The following is a 17,383-nucleotide window of genomic DNA, read 5'->3' on the forward strand; positions in this document are numbered from 1 at the left end:
CAATGGTGGTGAGACGTGGATTCGAACCACGGAAGACATAGTCAGCAGATTTACAGTCTGCCCTCGTTGGCCGCTTGAGTATCTCACCTTAAACATTAATAAGTTATTTTGGTATTTTCTGGTCAAACACTGTTACAAAATGGAGCTGGTGAACGGACTTGAACCGCCGACCCACTGCTTACAAGGCAGTAGCTCTACCAACTGAGCTACACCAGCACCTGTTTTGTGAAGTGGCAATTATAGCCCAAAACAAAATAAAAGTCAAGGAGATTTTGAAAAATATTTTATCTAATTTTTTTGCAATCAAAAATCTATAGAATTTATAAAAAAATTTCAAAAACACCCACTAGACTGAGCATCTTTTACAAAAAACAAAGATAAATTTTACATATATAAAATTTCATATTTTCATAGTTTTATTTTTTTTAAAAGCTAAAATTTCTATAATTACGAAAAATTACAAAGGATTTAATATGCAATTTTTACCTTGGGCGGTAATTTTACTGCTAATTTACGTGATCTATTTCTTAATGATCCGCTATGAAAAAAAGATAGCGACGCTAAGCAAAATGATCGAGCAAAACAGTGATGGTATCAAAGAAAATAGAGACCTTATAGGTCAAAACAGATCACTAATCGAGAAAAATAAACACAACATTGAGAAAAATACTAAAGACATTACAACAAATGTTGAAAAAATAGACATTGACTTGGAAGATTAATTCTTCCAAAATTTCTCTTCTTTTTCCTTTTTTATCAAATTTTCGTAAGTTTGCATTCTTATATTCACTGGCTCTAAATTTATGCCATCTTTTTTTATCTTAAAATATTTCCCATCCATTAAGCAATACTCTGGCACCAAGTCGTAGCGCTTTGAAAGTGGCAAAACTCTAAAGCTTAGATTATCCAGTATCAAAGGCTCTTTGTGTAAATTTTCCCAAACAGCTAGCACCATATGATATTTTTTTGTATTTTTTTCTTGAACCACTAGAAGGCATTTTTGATTATCCACGCCAAGATCTTTTAGGCTATCGCGCTTTGATATCGCGTACTCTTCGCAGTCTCCGCCACCTCGCCTTAAAAACTCCCCCCTAGTGCTCCACACATCTACATTTGTATTGTAAAAATCATCATATCTTGGCATCAAAGAATTTAGATATGAATTTATGAGCTCTAGCTTTCTGATAAAGCTTTCGTGTTCTATTTTTTTCATAAAATTTGCATAGTGGTTTAGGATATTTTTGCAAATTTGATTTTTGCACTGAGATATATTTTTTGGAGAAATTTCAAAATTATTTGCAAAAAGTGAAGAGGCAAAAAAGAAAAGAAGCAAAATTTTACGCATGAAGCTGCTTCATCAAAAGCACAAGACCTATTCTATCTTTCACATTTAGCTTGCTGTAAATCGACGTAGTGTGCGCCTTTACCGTCCTTAAAGTAATACCTGTTTGCTCTGAAATTTCATTATTTGTTAGACCTTGGTAGATTAAGTTTGCGATCTCTTTTTCACGTGAGCTAAGCTCACTTAGATCAGACTTTTTCTCCAAAGTCTCACTTTCATTATTTATATATGAGCCAGTTAGCTCTCCGATCATCGCTTGGATAAATTCTGGATAAAGCCAAACTTTGCCATTTAAAATCGTCTCAAAAGCATCTTCAAAGTGAGTTTTTCTCATGTGTGAGTTTGCATATCCTTTGACACCAAGTGCCAGCAGATGTTTGCCTTCGCTAAATTTTGGTTCGTTTGCAAGGATTAGACATTTTATATTTGGAAAACTTTCATGAATGGTTTTAATATTTTCATCAAGGCTATCTTTAAAAGCATTTGTATCGATACCGACGATATCGACCTCGTCGTTTAAATTTGCAAAAAAATCCTTTTTATTGTGAGTAAATTTCACACTATCATCTGAAAAATATCCTCGCCAAAGATTATTAAGCGAACCATTTTGAGTAAAAAAAACCACATTCATAACCATATTTCCTTATATCACATATAGGTTTGCTCGTAAATTTTTGACTCATTTACGAAAACGATCACGTGGCGCTCCTTGCCACTATTTGCCTCAAATTTATAACTAAAAGTGGATAAGAATTTCTCAACCACTTCATTTCTCTCATTTAAAAAGATACTCATCTCAAAACAACCATTTGATATAGCGTATCTATATGGCACGCTAAGAGATAGTAAATTTAGATCAAAGTCCAAGCTGTCGCTGTTTTCATCGTAGCCGCTAATTGATATCTTGATGCTGCTTACTAGCTCATCTTCTATCTTTAGTCCAGCTAAGCTGATATGCTCTTCTTTTTTTAAATTTATCATCTCATCAAAGCTTTTTTCACAGTCTTTAAAGAGAAATTTGACGATCTCTCTTCCGATTAGATCGCATATTTTGCCATCATTTAAAATGACAAATTCCTCAGCCAGCTTTGCTCTTGAAATTTGATATTCGCTAAAATTTCGCTCAAAGCTAGCTGATTTTTGCATTATCGCTCCGTTAAAGCGTTTTGTTTTGCTTTTAAGATAGGTTTTAACAGATAGTCAAGTATCGTCTTTTTACCAGTGATGATATCAGCTGAAACTATCATACCAACCTTTATCCTAAGCGGCTTCTCTTCGCTACCAAGATAGTTTTTCTCAGTTTCTATCCTGACTAGATAGTAGCTCTCGCCTGTTTTTTCATTTGTCTCAGTATCGGCACTGATCTGCGTTACTTTGCCTTTTAAGCCGCCATAAATACTAAAATCATACGCCGTAAATTTAACCATCGTATCAAGTCCAGGTCTTAAGAACGCAACGTCAGCTGGCTTTACCTTTACCTCAGCGATGAGCTTATCTTCTAATGGGACGATCTCAGCTATGTTTTCACCAGGCTTGATAACGCCCGAGACGGTATGCACCATCATTTTACTAACGATACCATTTACCGGAGATCTTACATAAGTTCTTTCAACCCTGTCGCTTAGACTGATTTGTGACTCGTTTATCCTTGCGATCTCAGCAGAGACTTCATTTAGCTCTTTTTTTGCATTGTTTTTAAATGCCAGCTTTGCCTCTTCTATCTTATTTTTTGCCTCTTTTATGGTTGATTCGACCCTTGGCACGGCAAGCACAGATGCGTCAAGCTCGCCCTTTAGGTCATTTACACGTCTTTGAAGCTGGATATACTCGACCTCACTAACAAGACCTTTTTTAAAGATAGGCTCCATGATCGCTTTTTCTTTTAAGACAAGGTTGTAGCTATTTTGAGTTTGAGAAATTTTATTTCTAAGCTCATTTAGCTCACTTTGGCGTTGATGGATCTGCTCTGTTAGAATTCCTATTTGCTCATTTAAGTGATCGATGTTTGAGTTATGCAAGCTTATCTCGTATCTCACAGCCTTGCTATTGTTCGCATCTCTTGTTTCATTGTAGTCAAATTCTTTATCATTTGCTTCAGCATCAAGCCTCATAAATTTGGCCTGAAGCTCATCAAGTCTTAGCTTTGACTCTCCGTAGCTACTTGTAAAATTTTTATTGTCAAGCCTGATTAGAATTTGATCTTTTTTAACCTCATCACCCTCTTTTACAAAAATTTGATCTACGATACCACCCTCAAGGTTTTGTATCGCTTGGTTTTTTCCTGATGGGATGATTTTACCACTACCTCTTGTTATCTCGTCTATCTGTGCCCACGAAGCCCAAAGAAGTAGCCAAAATACAGTTATGCTAACTGCATAAAGTATCTTTTTAGAGGTTGATGGAGCTTTTGCCAAAACTGCTTCCGAGAGGCTTGACATAAATTTCAAGTCATAAGCATCGTAGTTTTTAGCTTGGATGTTTGACTTGATGCCATCTACGCTATTTAAAATTTGATCTCCAGCGCTCTCTTGCTCTTTTATGTCGCTTTTTTGGACTGGCTTTTCGTCTGGCTTTAAATTTTCATTTTGTTGATTTTTTATATCTTCTTGCATAATCACTTCCCACTAAGTCTAGCTAAAACTTCGTCTCTTGGACCATCTAGTAAAATTTTGCCGTTATCCATCACTATGAGCCTATCAACAAGATCGAGCATCGATGTTCTGTGAGTTACTAAAATCATAGTTTTATTTACGGTATTTACCTTTAAATTTGCTTTTAGCTTGCTCTCAACTGTATTGTCTAGTGAATTTGTAGGCTCGTCAAGCAAGATGATAGGACTATCAAGCAAAAATGCCCTAGCCACAGCTATACTTTGACGCTGACCGCCGCTGATACCATCGCCTCTTTCAAATACTGGCATATCAAAACCAAGTGGATGGGCATTGACATATTCATCTACACCACTTACCTTAGCAGCTTTAATGATCTGCATATCATCGACATAAGGAGCTTTTTGAACGATATTTTCTCTAACCGTTCCTTTAAATAGCACAACATCTTGTGGCACGTAGCCGATATTTCTTCTAAGGTCAGCTGGGTCTATCTGGTTGATATCTATACCATCGATTAGTACCGAGCCTTCGGTCGGTGCATAAAGGCCTAGGATTATCTTTTGTAAGGTTGTCTTACCAGAGCCATTTCTACCGATGATGCCTACTTTCTCACCCGGCTGAATGACAAAATTTATCCTATCAAGTGAGCCTTTTGTAGTGTCTGGATATGTAAAGCTAACGTTTTTAAACTCTATCTTGCCCTCAAAAGAATTTCTTCTAACAAATTTCTTGCCCTCAGGTCTTTCAACTGGCATCTGCATGATCTTGCTAAGGCTTTGGTAAGCTGTCTTTGTCTGCTCGAAATTTGCAGCTAGTGAGGCTACTTGACCCATAGGGGCGATCGCACGAGAGCTAAGCATAACAGCAGCGATCAAACCACCCATAGTAAGGTGCGTATCTTGTATCATATAAACACCAAGAACGATGATAGCGATAGTGTTTAACTGCACCAAAAATGAAGTTACGGTTGTGATCGAAGTAGTGATTATTTTTGATTTGATGCTTCTGTTTGCTATCTCGCCAGTCGCCTCTTCCCAGTTCCACTGCACATGGCCGCTAGCACCAAGAGTTTTAATGGTCTCTAAGCTACTAAGGCTCTCTATCAAAATTCCATTTTTCATAGCTGAAGCCTCAAATGTGCTCTTGATAGCGTTTTGAAGTGGGTCTTTTATAAAAAATGTGTAGCACAAAATAGCTATCATGATGACGATAGGCACAAGCACAAGATAGCTTCCAATAAAATAAGTAACTATCAAGAAGATTAACGCAAACGGTAGATCCACAATGGCAGCAAGTGACGCAGATGAGAAGAAATTTCTAACTGTGTCAAATTCTTTCAAGTTACTAGCAAATGAACCAACTGACTTTGGCTTATTGCTAAATTTCATATCCATTACGCGTTCAAACAAGATAGAGCTCATAATAATATCGCTCTTCTTACCTGCGATCTCAAGAAAATATGAACGAACAAATTTTAAAAATAGATCGATGCCATAAACGACGCTCACGCCAAGCGCTAGAACCCAAAGTGTCTCAACAGCGTTATTTGGCACAACGCGGTCATAGACGTTCATCGTAAAGAGTGGGCTTGCAAGGACAAATAAGTTTATGATAAAACTTGCTATCACGACGTCAAAGTAAATTTTCTTAGAGCGCTTTAAAGTGCCCCAAAACCAGTGGTCATTACCAGCGTCGATAAGCTTTGTCGAGCTTGTATCTTCTGGGACAAATTCACGTTTTAGGTAGTAAGCATAGCCTAGATACTCATCTTTTAGCTTGCTTGTTTCTATCGTGCTAGTGCCAGTTGAAAGATCAGGTGTGATGATGTTTGCCATCTTTTTGTCTTCGCTGAAAGATTGCAAGATGCACGCTTTTTTGCCTCTAAGCATCAAGATACAAGGCAAAACTAAAGGCGAAATTTGATCAAGGTCTTTTCTGACAAGCGTCGATGCAAAGCCAGCACGAGAAGCTGCACGAGAAAATAAAGACTTCGAGCTCTTTAGTGAAAAAAGCTCGATCTCTTCGCCATCTTTTACAGGCAGACCGATAGTCAAAGCATCGGCACTATATGGGTTGTTATGAAGTTTGGTAAAGATCACCAAACATTGAAGCAGTTCGTCTTTTATCTTATCGCTATGCATCTATCATCCAATATTTTTGATTTCATCTATGTAAATTCCTTGCATATTTTTAATGCCAAGCTCAATTAGCTTACTCTTTTGCTCTTCGCTCTCAACACCAATCGCAATCAAAATGATATCTTTTGAGCTTAAAACAACATCTAGTGATTGTTTTGTGTTTGCTCCTGATTTATCACTTAAAAAGTCGATTAAGACGCTTGACTGGATCTTTACGTAGTCTGGATTAAATTCTTTTAGCTTCTCAATGCCTTTTGCGCTGAGTTCAAAGTGGTCAAATCCAAAACCAAAGCCGAGTTCTTTTAATTTTTTAGTAAGTCTAACTATACTTTCGATACTAATATCGTCTTTGTTTGGAATTTCTATATAGTTTTTAGATTTTGAAATTTGAGCGATTTTCTTAAGCGTAGCTTCAAGTTTTGAGAAATTTTCGTCCGAGCTTAATATCTCTTTACCCAAATTTATCGCCAAGCTTCCTTGAGGCAAGATATTTTCAGGCAAAATTCTAGCGATTCTATTTAGGATATGAAGATCAAGCATCGCACCTAAATTTAGCTCATTTACCATTGGCATAAAGTATGATGCCATACGCCATTTGCCCTCGCTATCGACTAGCCTTAGATAAAGTTCGTACTGCTCAAAGTTTGAGTCAAAACCAACTACTTTTTGAGCTGCAAATTTAAATTTATCCTCTTTTATAGAGTCAAAGATAAGCTCTTTGTATTTCTCTTTGCCGATGACTAGGGTGTTTTGATTTGCATTAAACTCCTTGCAAGCAAAGCAACCAGCCAGTCTTGCACTAGCCAAAGTGACGTCAGCTGATGTAAGTAGTGTCCTCATGTCAGTACTTGGCGAGTACTCGACAATAGCAGCATTGACTGGGCATTCGCTATCATTTATAGAGAAATTTGCATAGAGCTTTTTAAACTCAGCCATGATCTTATCGTCTAAAGCTGAGAAATTTGATGAGTTTTTACCGTAAGAAAGCAAGATAAAGTCGTTGTCATTTAGCCTTGCAACAATCGCATTTTGGTCATTTTCGGTTGATTTTTCTTGTAAAATTTGAGCTATTTTTATGATGACACTTTGCCATTTTTCAAAGCCAAGAACGCCTTTTAGCCCTGCTAGATCTTTAAAGCTAACAAGTGAAGCAACACCGCTTGAATACTCTTCACTCGCTAGATACTCGCTAAATTTAGTTTGAAAAAATCTTCTATTGTAAGCGCCACTCATAGAGTCTTTATATAAAAGCTCTTGATACTTGCTAAGTGTAGCCGCCTCTCTTTCAAATATGTCTTGAACCTTGCTAACCATTGAGTTCATGGCGAGCACCATCTTTTTAAGGTCGGTTGTGAATGGAATTCTCTTTTGGATGATAAATTTATTATCAAGTATCGCTTCAGCTTGATCTTGCACCTTAACAAGCGGTCTAAATATCGCCTTAAGGGCGAAAAACGCCACGACAAGAGCGATGATGATCATTAAAGCTAGAAAGTTAAAAATATTTTTTGAGTTTGAGTAAAGCTCATTGTAAGCAAGTGCTGTGCTACCTTGAACATAGAGTGTGCCAAATTTAGCCCAGCCAGTCATGATCTCGCTTGTTGCAACAGGAGCTTCAAATTTAGCGATCTTGTAAAACCACTCAGGGATATCTTTAACGATAGTTTGTTGAGAATTTTCTATAAGCACCTTACCATCGACGTCTTCAAGTTTAATGAGCTTGTATCTGCCGCTATCAAACATAGAATTTATCATCGTTTGTGCCAAAGACATATCCTCAGGATCAACAATCGGCTTTAAAGCAAGTCCAAGTGAGTTTGCTGTGTGTCTTGCGTTTTCACCGAGCTGGTCGTTGATGTATCCATTTAGGCTCTTAAAATTTAAGTAGCCAACAGCCATAAAAATCACGATGCCAAAAGCTATCACAGCGATCATAATCTGTTTAAATAGCGTCATAAATCCTCTTTTCCTATCCTATCTATTAGTTCCATCCACTTAGGATTTTGTTTTTTATTTCCACCTGGTATTGCCTGACCAAGACCTTCTTGTTTTGCCAAGTATAGCGAATCACCGTTGAAACTATAAACTGGCACAAGGTCTGTTCTTTGAGTTGCGATTTTTATTTTACCATTTATGTTGTCTAAAATTAATGGAATAGACTTTGGTGTATCATAATATGCCAAAACCATATGTGCTTGGTTGTATCTTAAGGCTTTAACGTATGTGAAGTATAATTTTTGAGTTGGAATTCCAAGTTGCTTTAGTGTGAAATATTTTGCGATAACGTAGTCTTCGCAGTCACCAGCGCCTTTTCCTACAAATTCCATTCTGGTAGCCCAGTAATCTTTTTTATGCCAAAGTTGCATATCATCAACCCACCTAAAAGAGTTAAAAAAATCATTTACTTTTATTAATTTCTCTTGTTCGGTTGCATCTTGCAATGAAGTCATTAAAGAATTTAATGCCGATGCCCTTCTTCTTGCATCTTCTCCATAAATTTTAGCCACCTTTGCTATCGTTGTTTGTTTTATAAAATCCCCGACAGCATTTAATGCTAATAACGAAAAAAGGACGCTTAAAGTAAGCGTCCAGAATTTTGCTTTGACCCTCATGGTCATCACTTTTTAAATTTTTATCTTAAGTCGTTTTGAATACTGCAAGCGCCTTGAATATATCTCTTAGCAAAGCCTGGCTCAAAACTATCTGAAACCATACCCATGTTATCTAGCAATCTATATTTTGCATAAGATAGTGCAGTCTCAGTTGTAGCGATCTCTTTTAAAGCTGTATTGTACTCGTTTTCTGCATCAAGTAGATTGATAAGGTCACGGCGACCGATTCTAAACTCATCTTGGTATGCATCAAGAGTAGCTTTTGAATATTCAACGTGTTGATTTAGATATCCCATTTTCTCTTGGTTAAGAACATAGTTTTGCCATGAGAATTCTAAAGACTCTTTAAGTTCTCTTACAAGCTCGTCCATAGTTTGTTGCTCTTGTTGAACAGCAAGTTGGCTCTTCTCTTTATTTAGCTTATCGTTACCTTTGTTGTAAAGGTTATAGTTTAGTCTTAAAAGAGCATCAAATGTTTGCTCCTCATAATCATCATATAAAACATTTGAGTGATCATAAGCACCTGACACAACAAGATCTAGTTTTGGTAAAAATGGCGCATTTGACTCTTTTACAACAGACTCTGCCATAGCGATGTTTGATCTTTGAACTAGAAGTGTTGGGTTACAAAGAACAGCTTTGTCATAAACAGCCTCTTTAGTGCTTGGTAATGGCAGGTTAAATTCAGGCATTACTAGATTTTTAGCAGCAACTTTTCTTCCATATAGTTTTTCAAATGTAGAAAGTGCGTCTTCATAGTTATTTTTAGCAGCTACATAGTTTGATTGAGCCAAAGTATAGCGTGATCCAGCTTGTCTCTCTTCAGAAGCTACGCCGTAACCTGATGCGGCTCTATCTTTGATTTGATTATAAATTTCCTCATGGCTTTTTACGTTTTCTTCTTCAATGTCAAGAATTCTCTTTGTTTGAAGAACTTGTAGGTAAGCATTTGCAGCACTTAGTGTTAGTCTATCTGCAGCTTGAGCTACTGTGTAAGCAGCTGAGTCAAGTCTTGCGCTTTGAGAGTTGATTCTATTTTTATCAGCACCACCATTGTAAATGTTTTCAACCAAAGTTAAAGATGCGCCAGATACTCTGCCATCGCCTCTTCTTGTTGAGATGCCATCATCAAGACGTTTTCTCTCATATCCTACTCTAGCAGCTGCATCAAGTGTTGGATAGTAAGCATTTTTAGCTATTTTTAGATCTTTGCCTACTTGTAAGTAGTTAAATTCTGTAGCTTTTAAGCTTGGGTTTTCATTTAAGATAGTTTTTACAACTTGATCCAAAGTCAATACACTATCATCAGCTTGTGCTGTAGCTACTGCTTTAGGCTCTGCTGATATAGTTTGCTCTATATTAGATTTTTTAGCTGACTGAGCATTTGTTACAGGTGACTTAGCTCTCATTAAAGCATCTTTATAACCTGACTCATTTTGAACTTTTGCAAGTAACTCATTAGCTTCATTTTCAGAAACTGGAGCTGTATCAACATATAAAAACTTTCTTCCACCAACTTCATAAACGCCAGTAGTTAGTCTGCTATCTGATATTTTGCTGTTTAATTTATTAACAGCATTATCAACCTTAGCAGCGCTATCATCTTGAGCGAATGAAGCTAGAAAAATCCTATAAGGGACATCTTGAGCAGACAGCAGTGTTGCTGCGGCCAAAGCACTAATTGCCAACATCTTTTTCATAACTGGATCCTTTTACCTTTTTATTGTCAAGCTTTGGCTCGACCTTTTTTCGCGGATTATACACTAAAAAGCATTAAATATATTTTAAATATCTTATGACAAAAAAATAATTTTTATATCGTCTTAGAAAATCGCCTTAAATTTTCAGGAATTTTCTTAAGATACTCATCAAAACACATTGCAATATTTCGTATTATCAGCGTTCCTGTCTCATTTACGCTGATTTTATCTGTCGTAACATCGACAAATTCACTTAAATTCTTTAGCTCTTCAAGCTCATTTTTAAAATGTTCAAAGAAATTTATATGAAATTCATCCTCGACTGCCTTGATATTAAGCCCAAAATTACTCATCAAACTCATGATCACACTTTTTCTAAGCAAGTCTTCATCGCTTAGATAAATTCCCTTTGCGTATGGCAATTTTCCACTATCGATCGCTTTTTCGTACTCATCCATATCTTTATGATTTTGCGCGTAGTGTCTTTTGCACTCACCGATACTTGTGATGCCTATACCGATAAGATCAGCGCCACCCTTTGTCGTGTATCCTTGAAAATTTCTATGCAAAGTGCCGTTTGCAAGAGCGCCAAAAAGCTCATCATTTGGCTTTGCAAAGTGATCCATTCCTATCATTTTGTAGCCATTTTTGGTTAAAAACTCAGCTGTAAATTTTAAAATTTCAAGCTTCACTTCTGGATTTGGCAGGGTTGTCTCATCAAATTTACGCATTGATTTTTTTATCCATGGTACGTGAGCGTAGTTAAACACTGCAAGCCTGTCAGGATCAAGCGTAAGAGCAAGCTCAAGCGTCTTTTTAAAGCTCTCTAGGCTTTGATACGGCAGGCCGTAAATTAAATCCATATTGATTGATTTTATGCCCTTTTGCCTAGCCATTTTTACGGCATTTTGAGTGATCTCATAGGGCTGAATTCTATGAATTTCTTTTTGCACCTTCTCATCAAAGTCTTGCACGCCGTAGCTTATGCGGTTAAAGCCGTGAGATATGAGCACATCAAGCTGCTCATTTGTCAAAAATCTAGGGTCTATCTCGCAGCTTATCTCAGCCTCTTTTGAGAAATTTTTAAATTTAGCCTTGATAAGTTTAATAATCTCATCAAGCTGGGCGGCATTGTAAAATGTCGGTGTGCCGCCACCAAAGTGCATCTGCAAGACCTCAGTGCTAGTATCTAGGTGGTGAGCTAAAATTTCAAGCTCTTTTTCTATATATCTTATATATCTCTCTTTGCGGTCTTCTTTGCTCGTGTAGATGACGTTACAGCCACAAAAATAGCAAGCACTCCTGCAAAATGGCAAGTGTAAATAAAGCGAAAGCGGTCTTTTTTTATCGCGGTTTTCAAGCTCTTTTACGTAAGCCTCGTAGCTAAATTTATCGCTAAACTCCGGTGCTGTCGGATAGCTCGTATATCTTGGCCCTGGCCTTGAATACTTCACATACGCGCTAAAATCAATCATCTGCCCTGCTCCTTGCCATTTGGATCATCTCTTTTATATCTACAAATAAATTTGGATGCTCTTTTTTGATATTTTTTACCAGCTTATCAAGGTCGATGTTAAACTGCCTGCTCTTTTTATCGTGAGCGATCTTTTTGATCTCATCCATCGCAACCACCCAAACATCGCTAAAATCAACTGGGATATTTTGCCAGATCGTCTTTTCAAGTCTTAGGTCAAAATTCTCTTTTTGCGACTCTTTTAAGGCCTCTATCAAAGCTGAGAGCGATTGTACAGAAATGACCGTGTGTAAATTTTGATTTTCATCAATGCCAAACCACGGCTCTTTCGAGTCCCAAGAGCCACTTTTTAAATTTAAAATGTGCTCGTTTGGATTTTTCGTTGAAACTATCTCAAAGACCGTTTTTTCAGGCTCGCTTAACCCAAGGTTATTACCGATCTCATCTATCTCATCATATATATTTTTCTCTTCACTCATCTTCTTCTCTCGTCTAACCAGACCATCACGCCCTTTTGTGCATGAAGTCTGTTTTCTGCCTCGCTAAAAATTTCATCCGCGTGCCTTTCAAAGACCGCCTCGCTCACCTCGTAGCCTCTATAAGCTGGCAAGCAGTGCAAAAATATCGCATCTTTTTTAGCTAGGCTCATCAAATTTTCATCCACGCAGTATCCAGCAAAGTCTTTTAGCCTCTTTTCTTTCTCGGCCTCTTGACCCATAGACACCCAAGTGTCCGTAGTCACTACATCGGCACCATTTAGCGCTTCTTTTATATCATTTGTGATAAAAATTTTCGCACCTGAAATTTTTGCGTTTTCATTAGCTATTTTTAAAATTTCAGCATCCACCTCGTAGCCTTTTGGCGTGGCGACCCTTAGCTCAAGACCAAGCTTGCTTGCTAGCATGAGCCACGAGTGCGTCATGTTGTTGCCGTCCCCTACATACGCGACCTTCTCGCCTGCGCTAAATTCAAGCATGGTAAGATAGTCCGCCATAAGCTGCACTGGGTGAAATTTATCGCTTAGGCCGTTTATCACTGGCACGCTTGAAAATTTAGCAAATTCTTCTAGTGTCTCGTGTTTATCGACCCTTAGCATAGCCATATCGCACATCCTACTTATCACTCTAGCGGTGTCACGGATTGGCTCACCACGACCTATTTGTATATCATTTTTACTTAAAAATAGCGCATATCCGCCAAGCTCATGCATGCCCACATCAAAGCTCACTCTAGTTCTGGTTGAACTTTTTTCAAATATCATCGCAAGCTTTTGATCTTTAAGATATGGCTTAAATTCTCTAGCCTTCGCCTCTTTTTTGATCTTGCGGGCTAAATTTATCATCTGCTCGATTTCATCTTTGCTAAAGTCATTTAGCGTCAAAAAGTGCCTCATCTTAGCCCCTTAAAATTTTAGCCGCTTCTTTTGCGTGATAGGTGATGATCAAATTTGCCCCTGCTCTTTTAAAGCCGATTAATGTCTCCATCATAACGCGCTCATAGTCGATGATGCCAGCTTTTGCGCCAGCTTTTAGCAGTGCGTACTCGCCACTTACGTTATAGACGCAAAGTGGCAGAAGTGTTAAATTTCTAAGCTCTCTAACGACGTCAAGATAGGCAAGTGCTGGCTTTACCATCAAGATATCAGCACCTTGCGCCTCGTCTTGCAAGCTCTCATTGATCGCCTCTAGGCGGTTTGCGCTGTCCATTTGATAGCTCTTTCTATCGCCAAAGCTTGGTGCGCTTTGCGCTACGTCGCGAAATGGATCGTAGTAGGCTGAGGCAAATTTAGTTGAGTAAGCCATCACTGGCAAATTTTCAAAGCCATTGTTATCAAGTGTCTCTCTTAGCGTTGTGATGATGCCGTCCATCATACCACTTGGTGCGATCATGTCGGCGCCATTTTGAGCGTGTATCAAGGCTTGCTTGGCTGAAATTTCAAGCGTTGCGTCGTTGTCGATGGTGTTATGCACATGGTCGATTATACCGCAGTGGCCGTGGTCTGTGTATTCGCAAAAGCAAAGATCGGTGACGACTACTAAATTTGGAAATTTATCCTTTATAGCTCTAAGTGCGGTTGCGATGATGCCGTCGTTACTTAGTGCGTCGCTGCCAACGCTATCTTTTAGGCTCGGTATGCCAAATAAAATGATCGATTTTATGCCTAAATTTACTATTTCTTCGCACTCTTTTAAAATTTCATCGATACTCATATGATAAACACCTGGCATCGAAGCGATCTCGTTTTTAACGCCCCTGCCCTCGACCACAAAGAGCGGATAGATGAAGTCATTTACGCTAAGGCTAGTCTCTCTTACCATGTCTCTTAAAGCTGGATTTATTCTTAATCTTCTAAAACGTTTAAACATATTTTTTCCTTTTCTTTGTTAAAATGCGTGATTTTTAGCTAGTTTAGCACAGTTGGAGTAAATTTAAAATGAAAATAGAAATTTCAAACGCCGCAAATCTACCCTCAAGATTTGGCACTTATAAGGTTCAAGCCTTCAAAGAAGGGGCAAAAGAGCACCTCGTGATCTACAAAGAGCCATTAAGCGAAGTAGTAAATCTTAGAATTCACTCTGAGTGCCTAACTGGCGATGCTATCGGAAGCCTAAGGTGCGACTGCCGCGACCAGCTCGAAGTGAGCCTAAAATATATCGAAGAAAATGGCGGCATGGTCATCTACCTGCGTCAAGAGGGCAGAAATATCGGGCTTTTAAACAAGATAAATGCCTACAACCTCCAAGACAAGGGCTTTGACACGATAGAAGCCAATCACCAGCTAGGTTTTAAGGCTGATGAGAGGACGTATGAAGTGGTTGATTTTATCCTAAATCACTACGGCATAAAAGAGGTAAATTTACTCACAAATAACCCTTTAAAACTTCATGGACTAAGCTCAGTAAAGATCGTAAAGCGCGTGCCTATCGTCATCAAACCAAATAAATTTAACGAAGGCTACTTAAAGGTCAAAAAAGAGCAAATGGGGCACATCTTGTGATGAAAAATGGGCTTTGCTTGCCAGCTGAATTTGAGGAAAAAGTAAAGGCTTACGCTCAAATTTTTGCTAAATTTAATAAGGTTCATAGCTTAAGCAACTATAAAGATATAAGCGAGCAGGTGTTTGATAGCATAAAACCGCTTGAAATTTTTGACCTAAGTGCCAAAACAGCGATCGATGTTGGTAGCGGAGCTGGCTTTCCAGCGATATTTTTAGCGCTTGCGATGCCTCAAACGAAGTGGCACCTTTTTGAGCCGATAGCCAAAAAGTCATCATTTCTAAGCTATGCTAAGATCGAGCTTGGCTTGCAAAATTTAGAAGTTCATAGCCAAAAGATCGAGCTTGCAGATAAATTTACGGCTGATCTCATCACTTCAAGGGCGCTTAGCAAGACAAAAGAGCTTATAAAAATTTGTGAGGGATTTTATGATGAGAGCACTAAATTTCTCATCTACAAGGGCTCTAGCATCATGGATGAAATTTCAGGCATAGACGCGCAAATTTATAATGAAAAAAACAGAAACTACATATTTTTTAATCTCAAAAATCAAGGGGAGATACGTTGAAATACTTGCTTTTTGTAGCGATTTTGGTTGCGATTTACATTATATTTTTTAAAAATAGGAAAAAAAGCGACAAGATAAGCAGCAGCAACTTCGAGGAGTGCAGCAAATGCGGCGTCTTTACAGACATCGATCAAATGGTGCTAAGGGACGGAAAATACATCTGTAAAGAGTGTATAAAGGGTGAGAGATGAAAATTTTAGGTGATGAGCTGATCAAATTTGAGCCATTATATCTTTGCAAAAGCGAAGATGAAATTTTAAGCGGCAGGCAAAATCTCTTTAAATTTGATAGAAATTTGATAAAAAAAGCGCTAGAGGCTGGAGCAAACTTTAGTATCATCGCAAATGACATAAACGAAGCCATCATCGCAAACGGCGCTGGAGCAAAATTTATTATTGCCGATATTACGCTAGCAAAAGATCTAGCAAAAATCGCGCAAAACTACCTATTTGACGCGCTTATTGCTGTTTTGATAGAAAGTGAAGCAAGCCTTTGCGAGCTTGCGAAATTTGAGATCGATGCAGCGATCTTGCCAAATGCTATAAAATAAGGAAAAAAATGGAAATTTTCAAAACCGCTTTTTTAATGGTTGCTTTAATGCTAGTTTTTATCGCTGTTGGCGGCTACGTGGGCGGCGAACAAGGTATGATGATCGCCTTTTTGATGGCAGCTGGCATGAACCTATTTTCTTACTTTTTCAGCGACAAGCTCGTTCTAAAAAGATATAACGCCATCCCAGTTGATGAGAGCAACGCTCACGGCCTTTACGAGATCGTCTCACGCCTCACACAAAAGGCGAATTTGCCGATGCCAAAAATTTACATCATACCAGAAGAGGTGCCAAACGCCTTTGCCACAGGGCGCAACCCAAGCCACGCAGCCGTTGCAGTAACCGAGGGGCTTTTAAAAATTTTAAATGAAAACGAGATCGAGGGCGTGCTAGCTCACGAGCTAAGCCATGTAAGGCACTACGACATCCTAACTGGCTCAGTTGCTGCCATACTAGCTGGGGCTATCGCGATGGTCGCAAATTTTGCCAAGATAGGCACCATCGCCGGTCAAAATCAAAACTCGCAGCGAAACGCCAACCCAGTGATTATGCTAATCATCGCCGTTGTGATGCCACTAGCTGCTACGGTCATACAAATGGCGATATCAAGGGAGCGCGAATACAAGGCGGACAAAGGCGCAGCCTATCTAACGGGACACCCAGAGTGGCTAGCTAGCGCGCTAACAAAGCTTGAAAACTACTCGAATTCTTACGTCATGCAAAACGCAAGCGAGCAAAGCGCACATATGTTTATCGTAAATCCATTTGGCTCGCTAACTAGCAAGCTTGGTGTGCTTTTTAGAACGCATCCTAGCACTAGCGACAGGATCGCTGAGCTTCAAAGACTAGAGCAAGAGATAAAAAGAGGTATGTAAAAATTTAGCCCTTAGTAAATTTTGGGCTAATCTTCTTTTTTGCCATCTTTTTTGGCTTTAAATTTAGACATTTGCAAGCAAATTTAAATTTCATGAACGAGCATGTTACGCTTACAAATTCAGAGCATGAGATAATGTGACCTAAATTTGATAAGTTACTAAGGCGATTGAGTAAAGATTTAAAATTTGTAAATTTGCTTTGTCAAATCAGGTGAGCGTCAGGCAAATTTTAAAATTTATGAGTGAGCATATCACGGCTCTAAATTTAGTGGCGAGTGGCTACGAGACCTAAATTTAGTAGTCTGCTAAGGCGAGTGAGTAAGATTTTAAAATTTGCAAAGCAATCTAATGAAATTTATAAATTTTATTTATCAAAAGGGAGACAAGGGGACTCAAGTTACGAGGCCGTCCCCTTATCTCCCTTTAGATCCCCCAATCCCCTCGCACGTTAGAGGTGCATGCTTCAGTGCTTCGCACTGCATGCGGTTTTGTTAAAATTTACAAAGACGGTTTGGC

General features: G+C 38.4%; 18 protein-coding genes and 2 tRNA genes. 6 read left to right on the forward strand and 14 right to left on the reverse strand.

Annotated features, from left to right (window positions below; genetic code table 11):
• Positions 1-3: 3 nt before the first annotated feature.
• Both G6W41_RS00275 and G6W41_RS00280 read right to left on the reverse strand, forming a co-directional pair.
• Positions 4-88 (reverse strand) — tRNA-Tyr (locus tag G6W41_RS00275).
• 52 nt (positions 89-140) lie between these two features.
• Positions 141-216: transfer RNA gene (locus G6W41_RS00280), tRNA-Thr, on the reverse strand.
• A 257-nt stretch (positions 217-473) separates the two neighbouring features.
• Between G6W41_RS00280 and G6W41_RS00285 the strand changes: the two genes are divergently transcribed.
• On the forward strand, positions 474-722 hold the full coding sequence (locus tag G6W41_RS00285) for a hypothetical protein (protein ID WP_002941090.1): 249 nt from the start codon (positions 474-476) through the stop codon (positions 720-722).
• On the opposite strand, the gene G6W41_RS00290 is transcribed toward G6W41_RS00285, so the two are convergent.
• The 12 genes from G6W41_RS00290 to hemB form a co-directional block, all read right to left on the reverse strand.
• Complete coding sequence (locus G6W41_RS00290; RefSeq protein ID WP_149704013.1) at positions 719-1,345, reverse strand: transglutaminase-like cysteine peptidase; 627 nt, start codon at positions 1,343-1,345, stop codon at positions 719-721. The genes G6W41_RS00285 and G6W41_RS00290 overlap by 4 nt on opposite strands.
• On the reverse strand, positions 1,338-1,973 hold the full coding sequence (locus tag G6W41_RS00295; protein ID WP_002941084.1) for a response regulator transcription factor: 636 nt from the start codon (positions 1,971-1,973) through the stop codon (positions 1,338-1,340). The genes G6W41_RS00290 and G6W41_RS00295 overlap by 8 nt, the downstream gene beginning before the upstream one ends.
• A 17-nt stretch (positions 1,974-1,990) precedes the next feature.
• Positions 1,991-2,488, reverse strand: coding sequence for a DUF5416 family protein (locus G6W41_RS00300; protein WP_194170238.1), 498 nt, complete (start codon positions 2,486-2,488; stop codon positions 1,991-1,993).
• Positions 2,488-3,954, reverse strand: a complete 1,467-nt coding sequence (locus G6W41_RS00305; protein WP_021089988.1) for an HlyD family type I secretion periplasmic adaptor subunit — start codon at positions 3,952-3,954, stop codon at positions 2,488-2,490. The genes G6W41_RS00300 and G6W41_RS00305 overlap by 1 nt, the downstream gene beginning before the upstream one ends.
• 2 nt (positions 3,955-3,956) lie before the next feature.
• Positions 3,957-6,095: a type I secretion system permease/ATPase gene (locus tag G6W41_RS00310; protein ID WP_002941147.1), complete on the reverse strand. Its 2,139-nt coding sequence runs from the start codon at positions 6,093-6,095 to the stop codon at positions 3,957-3,959.
• 3 nt (positions 6,096-6,098) lie between these two features.
• Positions 6,099-8,048 (reverse strand): bifunctional diguanylate cyclase/phosphodiesterase, encoded by a 1,950-nt coding sequence (locus G6W41_RS00315; RefSeq protein WP_194170239.1) that lies wholly within the window; start codon positions 8,046-8,048, stop codon positions 6,099-6,101.
• Positions 8,045-8,704: a transglutaminase-like cysteine peptidase gene (locus G6W41_RS00320; RefSeq protein WP_012001497.1), complete on the reverse strand. Its 660-nt coding sequence runs from the start codon at positions 8,702-8,704 to the stop codon at positions 8,045-8,047. Before G6W41_RS00320 ends, G6W41_RS00315 begins: the two co-directional genes overlap by 4 nt.
• Before the next feature lie 20 nt (positions 8,705-8,724).
• Positions 8,725-10,404 (reverse strand): TolC family outer membrane protein, encoded by a 1,680-nt coding sequence (locus tag G6W41_RS00325; RefSeq protein ID WP_194170240.1) that lies wholly within the window; start codon positions 10,402-10,404, stop codon positions 8,725-8,727.
• A 113-nt stretch (positions 10,405-10,517) separates the two neighbouring features.
• A complete protein-coding gene (gene hemN / locus G6W41_RS00330) occupies positions 10,518-11,879 on the reverse strand; it encodes an oxygen-independent coproporphyrinogen III oxidase (protein WP_194170241.1) in 1,362 nt (453 codons plus the stop codon).
• Entirely contained in the window at positions 11,872-12,357 is a 486-nt protein-coding gene (locus tag G6W41_RS00335) for a DUF2603 domain-containing protein (protein WP_012001494.1), read from the reverse strand. Before G6W41_RS00335 ends, hemN begins: the two co-directional genes overlap by 8 nt.
• Positions 12,354-13,271 carry an ornithine carbamoyltransferase gene (gene argF / locus G6W41_RS00340; RefSeq protein WP_194170242.1) on the reverse strand — a complete coding sequence of 306 codons (918 nt, stop codon included), beginning with the start codon at positions 13,269-13,271 and terminating at the stop codon, positions 12,354-12,356. The genes G6W41_RS00335 and argF overlap by 4 nt, the downstream gene beginning before the upstream one ends.
• A gap of 1 nt (position 13,272) precedes the next feature.
• Entirely contained in the window at positions 13,273-14,244 is a 972-nt protein-coding gene (gene hemB / locus G6W41_RS00345; RefSeq protein WP_194170243.1) for a porphobilinogen synthase, read from the reverse strand.
• A 68-nt stretch (positions 14,245-14,312) separates the two neighbouring features.
• On the opposite strand from hemB, the gene ribA reads away from it, so the two are divergent.
• Genes ribA through htpX form a run of 5 tightly spaced genes read left to right on the forward strand, consistent with a single transcriptional unit; the run spans position 14,313 to position 16,867 of the window.
• Entirely contained in the window at positions 14,313-14,876 is a 564-nt protein-coding gene (gene ribA, locus G6W41_RS00350; RefSeq protein ID WP_002941038.1) for a GTP cyclohydrolase II, read from the forward strand.
• Positions 14,876-15,442, forward strand: coding sequence for a 16S rRNA (guanine(527)-N(7))-methyltransferase RsmG (gene rsmG, locus G6W41_RS00355; RefSeq protein ID WP_194170244.1), 567 nt, complete (start codon positions 14,876-14,878; stop codon positions 15,440-15,442). Before ribA ends, rsmG begins: the two co-directional genes overlap by 1 nt.
• Positions 15,439-15,633, forward strand: a complete 195-nt coding sequence (locus G6W41_RS00360) for a hypothetical protein (RefSeq protein WP_194170245.1) — start codon at positions 15,439-15,441, stop codon at positions 15,631-15,633. Before rsmG ends, G6W41_RS00360 begins: the two co-directional genes overlap by 4 nt.
• Entirely contained in the window at positions 15,630-15,992 is a 363-nt protein-coding gene (locus G6W41_RS00365; protein WP_194170246.1) for a hypothetical protein, read from the forward strand. The genes G6W41_RS00360 and G6W41_RS00365 overlap by 4 nt, the downstream gene beginning before the upstream one ends.
• 8 nt (positions 15,993-16,000) lie before the next feature.
• Entirely contained in the window at positions 16,001-16,867 is an 867-nt protein-coding gene (gene htpX, locus G6W41_RS00370; protein ID WP_194170247.1) for a zinc metalloprotease HtpX, read from the forward strand.
• Positions 16,868-17,383 lie beyond the last annotated feature (516 nt).

This window comes from Campylobacter concisus, assembly GCF_015230035.1.
In the GTDB taxonomy this organism is placed as follows: domain Bacteria; phylum Campylobacterota; class Campylobacteria; order Campylobacterales; family Campylobacteraceae; genus Campylobacter_A; species Campylobacter_A concisus_BK.